The following is a 5819-nucleotide window of genomic DNA, read 5'->3' as shown; positions in this document are numbered from 1 at the left end:
TTACCGGACCGGAAGGTTGGTTCTGAATTTACACTACCTTGACGGACTCGACCTTCTTAATCTTCCCGCCGGGCGCGCTCGACGGCCAGCCGCAGACCTAGCTGACCAGCTTCCGCCTCGACAATAACAACGCGCTGCTGGCCCGGTTCAACAGCCAGTTCCCGACGCTCAGCCTGCTGGATATCGGCAGCATCATGCGCCAGATAGGGCAGGTGCTGGCGCAGGTCAGCCAGGCGCTGGAGATTATGGTGGTGCTGGTGACGGCCCGCGGCGTGCTGCTGCTGGCACAGATCCTAGTCGGGATGTGTCAGCGTTGCCAAGAGCTGGTGGTGTGTCGCATGCTGGGTGCCAGCAAGAGCCTGCTGCGCGGCACGCTGTGGTGCGAGTCTGCGCTACTGGGTGTGGTTTCCGGCGTAGGGGCAGTCATCGGTGCGGAAGCGGCGCTGTGGGGTCTCAGCGCAAGGTGTTCGACTTCCCGTGGCAGCCGGATTACGTGCTGTGGATGGTGCTGCCGTTGACCGGCGCGCTGCTGCTGTCGATCTGCGGCAGCTGGCTGGGAATTCGTCTGCTGAGGGGCAAGGCGTTGTTCAGAGAGTATTATGCGGAGTGAGGTGATTTTTGTCGGTTGACCGAAAAAAAAGTCGCCCCCTACAAAAAAATTTGCGGAATATTGGGGCAAAAGGAAATACGATTCGCGGGTTTCGTAGGAGCTGACCCTCTTTTCAAGTCAGCCAGCAAACAGGAACACCCGAGTTTTTCAACCGCCCACGCAATGCTGCTGGCGTATTCCGCCGGCAGCATCGGTACCAGAGCATTCAGCGCCGCGCTTAACGCCGCCGGACTGACGTCTGCCAAATTGAGGTGGCCTACCTTGCGTCCGGCGCGCACCTCTTTCTCATACCAGTGCAGATGCACCAGCGGCTGGTTCAGCCAGTCGAGGTTCACGTCGGTGCCGATCAGGTTCACCATGACCGCCGGGGTGCTGACCACTGGCATTGGCAGCGGCAGACCAAGAATCGCCCGCAGGTGCAGCTCAAACTGGCTAATCGATGCGCCGTTCTGCGTCCAGTGGCCGCTGTTGTGCACGCGCGGGGCCAGCTCGTTGATCAGCAGACCTTCCGGCTCCACAAAGCACTCCATCGCCATCACGCCGACGTAGTTCAGCTCGTTCATGATCGCCGACAGCATGCGCTCCGCCTGCTGCTGATGCTCTGCATTAACGTCCGGCAGCACCACGCTGGTGCGCAGAATGCCGTCCTGATGCAGGTTATGCGTCAGCGGGTAGAACACGGTGTGACCGTCGTGACCACGTGCACCGACCAGCGACATCTCGCCGGAGAAGCAAATCCCCTGCTCAACAATGCACTCACCGTAGCAGTCAGCGGGCAGCATCGCGATCTCATCAGCGCGCAGGCACCACTGACCGCGGCCGTCATACCCCCCAGTGCGGCGCTTGACGATTGCCAACTCGCCAAGGGTGGTGAACACCTGCGCCCACTCGTCGGCATCGGACAGCAGCTGCCAAGGGGCCGTCGCAAGGCCGAGGCGGTCCAGCAGCTGCTTTTGGGTTAAGCGGTCTGCCAGCAGCGGGAAAATATCGCGGTTAACAAACGCGTTGTGGCCTGCCAGCTCGTGTGTCAGGGCGGTTACTGGCCAGCGTTCAATCTCGGCGGTAATTACGCTCTGCGCAGTCGGCAGCGCTTGCGGCTCGGCGTCCAGCCCGATCGGATACACCGCGATGCCCAGCGGCTCCCCGGCTTGGCGCAGCATGCGGCCTAGCTGGCCGTTACCTAATACGCAGACCGGCTTCATGCTTCCACCTGCGGGTCCGGGTTGTTCAGCACTTCGTCGGTCTGCGTCTGACGCCAGTTCGCTAGGCGGCCTGCCAGCGCAGCATCGTGCAGCGCGAGGATCTGCGCCGCCAGCAGGGCGGCGTTCGCCGCACCGGCTTTGCCAATCGCCAGCGTACCAACCGGAATGCCGCGCGGCATCTGCACGATAGAGTACAGGCTGTCGATTCCGTTCAGCGCGGCGCTCTGCACCGGCACACCCAGCACCGGTACCAAGGTTTTCGCTGCCAGCATACCCGGCAGATGCGCCGCGCCGCCTGCACCCGCTATAATCACTTGGAAGCCGTTATCGGCGGCCTGCTCGGCAAAGCCGGACAGTTTGTCCGGGGTACGGTGCGCAGACACCACCTCACAGTGAAACGGAACGTCGAGCTTAGTGAGGATTTCCGCTGCAAGCTGCATGGTTGCCCAGTCATTTTTGGAACCCATAACAATAGCAATGCGGGCCGGGGCGGTGTTGGATGACATGCAGATCTGACTCCTGTGATTGTAAAACTTCACCGCAGCAGCGCGGATACGGGATACGGGGTAGGAAGGGCAGAGAGGATATCACGACTGTGCGGCGAGGAAAACGGTTGCGTAGCGTCAACTGGCGCAGGATGGCGCCAAAATTTTGATTCAGAACGGAAAGAAAATTAGCGCAATCTTATCAGGGCCGACTTTGATCATCGAACCTCCTTCATGCCAAGCGCCCAGCACCAGCCGTTCGGCGGGCTGGTCGTTAATTTCCAGCGGATGCACGGCCGGGCGATGGGTATGCCCGTGGATCAGATACGGCACCCGGTGGCGGCTCATGGCGTCGACAACCGCCTGCGGATTGACATCCATAATCGAGAGATCTTTATTGCGGTTGGCCTGCTTGCTGCCGTTGCGCATCTTGCGCGCAATACGCTGGCGCCCGAACAGCGGCAGAGCAAGGAAAACGGTTTGCAGCCAGCGCTGCTGCACCTTCTGGCGATAGCGCTGATAGTCCACGTCGTCGGTACACAACGTGTCGCCGTGCATAATGAGCACGCGCCTGCCGTACAGCTCCAGCACCTGCTCTTCGGGCAGCAGAGTCATACCCGCAGCGCGGGCGAAGCGTTTCCCGACTAGGAAATCGCGGTTGCCGTGGATAAAGTAGCAGGGAATGCTGAGCTGGCGCAGCGCGGTCACCACTTCGGCGTGCAGCGGGTTCGGATCGTCGTCGCCGATCCAGGCTTCAAACAGATCGCCAAGAATATACAGTGCGTCGGCGTGCTGCGCTTCACGGCGTAAAAAATGCAGAAAACTGGCAGTGATTGCTGGTTCTTCAGTACACAGATGCAGATCTGCGATAAACAGCGTGTGCGACATTATTCGCTGACGGTAACTTTCTGGATAACCACGTCGTCTTTTGGCACATCTTGGTGCATGCCGCTGCTGCCGGTAGACACGGCTTTGATTTTCTCAACCACGTCCATACCTTCAACCACTTCAGCGAACACGCAGTAACCCCAGCCCTGCAGGCTTTCGTTACGGAAATTTAGGAAGTCGTTGTCTGCTACGTTGATAAAAAACTGCGCGGTAGCCGAGTGCGGAGCCTGAGTACGTGCCATTGCCAGCGTGCCTTTGGTGTTTTTCAGACCGTTGCTGGCTTCGTTCTGGATCTCTGCTTTGGTCTCTTTCTGCTTCATGCCCGGTTCAAAGCCGCCGCCCTGGATCATAAAGTCGTTGATCACACGGTGGAAGATGATGTTGTCGTAGAAACCTTCCCGGCAGTATTCCAAGAAGTTTGCAACGGTAGCCGGTGCTTTATCCTCGAAGGTTTTGATGACGATATCGCCATGATTAGTCTGGAAAGTAACCATTTTCTTATCCTGTCGGGGTTGGAGTATTTAACATTGAGCGCCGGGAGCGAAGACGTAAGTCTTTCCCGTGCGTCAGACGGCTCTTATATCACAAAAAGTGATGGCTCGTCAGCCCTGCTGCGTAAAGGAAGCAGCGATACCCTTGCTTTACATAGCGCTGGGAGTAAAAATAGAACGTTCGATTGACTTTTTATCGTAATCCCGCACACGCCTAAAACGGAATGTCTCAATGCTAAAGATCTTCAACACCCTGAGTCGTCAAAAAGAGGAATTCAAACCTATTCATGCCGGAAAGATTGGCATGTACGTGTGCGGTATTACTGTTTACGACCTCTGCCACATCGGCCACGGCAGGACCTTTGCCGCGTTCGACGTGGTGGCACGCTATTTGCGTTACAGCGGTTATCAGCTGAACTATGTGCGTAATATCACCGACATTGATGACAAAATCATCAAACGCGCCAACGAAAACGGTGAAACCATTGAACAGCTGACCAACCGCATGATCACCGAAATGCACAAGGATTTCGCCGCGCTGAATATTCTGCCGCCGGACCTGGAGCCACGCGCCACGCGCCACATCGGCGAGATTATCGAGCTGGTTAAAAAGCTAATCGCCCGTGAACACGCCTACATTGCCAGCAACGGCGACGTGATGTTATCGGTCTACAGCGATCCGAACTACGGTTCCCTGTCGCGCCAGGATCTGGAGCACCTGCAGGCTGGCGCTCGGGTTGAAGTGGCCAAGAACGTCAAGCGCAACCCGATGGACTTCGTGCTGTGGAAGATGTCGAAAGCCGACGAGCCAGGCTGGGAGTCTCCGTGGGGCATGGGCCGCCCGGGCTGGCATATTGAGTGCTCGGCGATGAACTGCAAGCAGTTGGGTGAGCACTTCGACATCCACGGCGGCGGCTCTGACCTGATGTTCCCGCATCACGAAAACGAGATCGCCCAGTCTACCTGCGCTCACGACGGCCCGTATGTGAACTACTGGATGCACTCCGGCATGGTAATGGTGTACCGCGAGAAGATGTCGAAATCGCTGAACAACTTCTTCACCGTGCGCGATGTGTTGGAGCACTACGATGCTGAGACTGTGCGCTACTTCCTGATGTCCAGCCACTATCGCAGCCAGTTGGACTACGGCGAAGATAATCTCAATCAGGCGCGTTCCGCGCTGGAGCGTCTGTATATCGCTATTCGTAACACCGATGTCAATGCCGAAGTGGCCGGTGGCGAAGAGTTTGAAACCCGCTTCTGCGAAGCGATGGACGACGATTTCAACACGCCGGAAGCCTACTCGGCGCTGTTCGACCTAGCGCGTGAAGTCAACCGCCTGAAGGACATCGACAAAGCGGCCGCGAATGGACTGGCAGCGCGCCTACGCACCTTGGCGGGCGTGCTCGGCCTGCTGGAGCAGGATCCGGAGCAGTTCCTGCAAAATGCCAACAATATCAATGATGAAGAGGTGGCGCAGATTGAAACGCTGATCCAAATGCGTATTGATGCGCGTAAAGCGAAAGACTGGGCGCATGCCGACGTTGCGCGCGACAAACTCAACGAGATGGGCATCGTGCTCGAAGACGGCGCGGGCGGCACTAGCTGGCGCCGTAAGTAACCCAAGGGCGCGCGTCATAACGCGCCCCTGTTTTTCAGACCTGTACCGTGATCAAACAACTCTCTCTCACTAACTACCGGTCCATTCGCTCCCTGGAGCTGAAACTCGGTCAGCTCAACGTTATCACCGGCCCCAATGGCTGCGGCAAATCCAACCTCAATAAAGCGGTGCGCCTGTTGCATGAAGCGACCAGCTTTTGCCTGCGCTGGCGCAGGATGGCGGTATTCAGAAGGCGATGTGGGCAGGTGGCCCGCGGCGTAGCAAGCGGAATGGTGACAGCAAACGGATGATACTGTCGGCAACGATGAACGTAGCGCCCTTACAGGGCGAGCGTCACAGCTTCGCCGTTCCGGTGCTTTGCATGACTGGAGCTCCGCTTTATACTCAGCTCCATGTATATCCCGCGTCCCGCCAAACTCCTTTTCACCGTCGATGACGGCTGGAACCGCTATCTCAAAAAACATGGCGACAGCGTCAGCCAGTGGACCCCACTCGCCGTTGAGCGCATGCGCGCCGGCGGCA

At 58.0% G+C, this 5819-nt stretch carries 4 protein-coding genes and 4 pseudogenes; 4 read left to right on the top strand and 4 right to left on the bottom strand.

From position 1 onward, the window contains the following. Window positions 1–53: 53 nt before the first annotated feature. Window positions 54–610: pseudogene (locus tag BBW68_RS16845) on the top strand (FtsX-like permease family protein); the annotation flags it as partial. A 140-nt stretch (window positions 611–750) separates the two neighbouring features. Here the strand turns inward: BBW68_RS16845 and purK are convergent. The 4 genes and pseudogenes from purK to ppiB all read right to left on the bottom strand — a co-directional run. Continuing rightward, window positions 751–1812 (bottom strand): annotated as a pseudogene (purK, locus tag BBW68_RS11855) (5-(carboxyamino)imidazole ribonucleotide synthase); the annotation flags it as partial. Further along, a complete protein-coding gene (gene purE / locus BBW68_RS11850) occupies window positions 1809–2318 on the bottom strand; it encodes a 5-(carboxyamino)imidazole ribonucleotide mutase (protein ID WP_070135523.1) in 510 nt (169 codons plus the stop codon). The gene purE and the pseudogene purK, both read right to left, overlap by 4 nt. A gap of 150 nt (window positions 2319–2468) precedes the next feature. Further along, window positions 2469–3185, bottom strand: a complete 717-nt coding sequence (lpxH, locus tag BBW68_RS11845; RefSeq protein ID WP_070135522.1) for a UDP-2,3-diacylglucosamine diphosphatase — start codon at window positions 3183–3185, stop codon at window positions 2469–2471. After that, a complete protein-coding gene (gene ppiB / locus BBW68_RS11840) occupies window positions 3185–3679 on the bottom strand; it encodes a peptidylprolyl isomerase B (protein WP_070135521.1) in 495 nt (164 codons plus the stop codon). The genes lpxH and ppiB overlap by 1 nt, the downstream gene beginning before the upstream one ends. A 229-nt stretch (window positions 3680–3908) precedes the next feature. Between ppiB and cysS the strand changes: the two genes are divergently transcribed. From cysS to BBW68_RS20765, 3 genes and pseudogenes are all read left to right on the top strand, one after another. Next, entirely contained in the window at window positions 3909–5297 is a 1389-nt protein-coding gene (gene cysS / locus BBW68_RS11835) for a cysteine--tRNA ligase (protein ID WP_070135520.1), read from the top strand. A 47-nt stretch (window positions 5298–5344) separates the two neighbouring features. Then, a pseudogene (locus BBW68_RS16840) lies at window positions 5345–5607 on the top strand (AAA family ATPase); the annotation flags it as partial. 82 nt (window positions 5608–5689) lie between these two features. Beyond that, window positions 5690–5819: pseudogene (locus BBW68_RS20765) on the top strand (IS91 family transposase); the annotation flags it as partial.

The organism is Candidatus Erwinia dacicola, from assembly GCF_001756855.1.
In the GTDB taxonomy this organism is placed as follows: domain Bacteria; phylum Pseudomonadota; class Gammaproteobacteria; order Enterobacterales; family Enterobacteriaceae; genus Erwinia; species Erwinia dacicola.
Note: the sequence above shows the minus strand (reverse complement) of the source record. Positions and strands in the feature narration are given on the sequence as shown.